This window comes from Lysinibacillus sp. 10T31 (assembly GCF_056394365.1).
Genome location: NZ_JBFTHS010000166.1, coordinates 1 through 544, shown reverse-complemented (window position 1 = coordinate 544; position 544 = coordinate 1). Strand labels below are relative to the sequence as shown.

Sequence of the window (544 nt, the reverse complement as noted above, 5' to 3'; positions counted from 1 at the left end):
ACCTTAATTCGCTCAAGTGCGTTTGCTTGTGCCAAAGCTAACTTTGCTACGATGCCGTGAATCGGCAATAAATGAGGGTAATGCTTATCGGTAGATGGTGCGTTAGTGATTACTGTAGATATGAAAAAACCGTCTTGTGTAGGGTCATTCAATAGCAGTAAATTGGCGCCAATTTCAGCCCCGCAGCCGATCAGTAGGCAGGTCTTCATTTACATTATCCTTAATATAAAAATGGCCAAGTTACGCCAGTAGTTGCATAAAGTCGTCAGCTGCAAGTCCTTCAAGATCACTAGAGCTTGTGATCAATTTCTCGATGTTTTTCGAGCGCTCCGAACCGTAACGAACACTTGCATTGGCAGTGAACTTTTGCACCAGCAAGGGTAGACACTCAGATCTACGAACGCGATGTCCGACCGGGTATTCTATTGCTGCCACAAATGGTTCGATCTGAGCCTTGAAGCGAACGGTGAGGGTATTGCCGATTGAGCGCTTGTCGGGGGCATAGTAATTTGCTGTGTATTCCGGCTTTTCTTCACACCGAATC

Annotated in this window: 1 protein-coding gene and 1 pseudogene; both read right to left on the bottom strand. The window is 46.0% G+C overall.

Annotation, left to right across the window (positions count from 1 at the left end; all coding sequences use genetic code 11):
• Positions 1 to 209, bottom strand: a 209-nt coding sequence (locus AC1DCY_RS27400) for a hypothetical protein (protein WP_477355864.1), incomplete at its 3' end; no start/stop codon positions are given.
• Positions 210 to 240: 31 nt separating this feature from the next.
• A pseudogene (gene prpD, locus AC1DCY_RS27395) lies at positions 241 to 544 on the bottom strand (2-methylcitrate dehydratase); the annotation flags it as partial.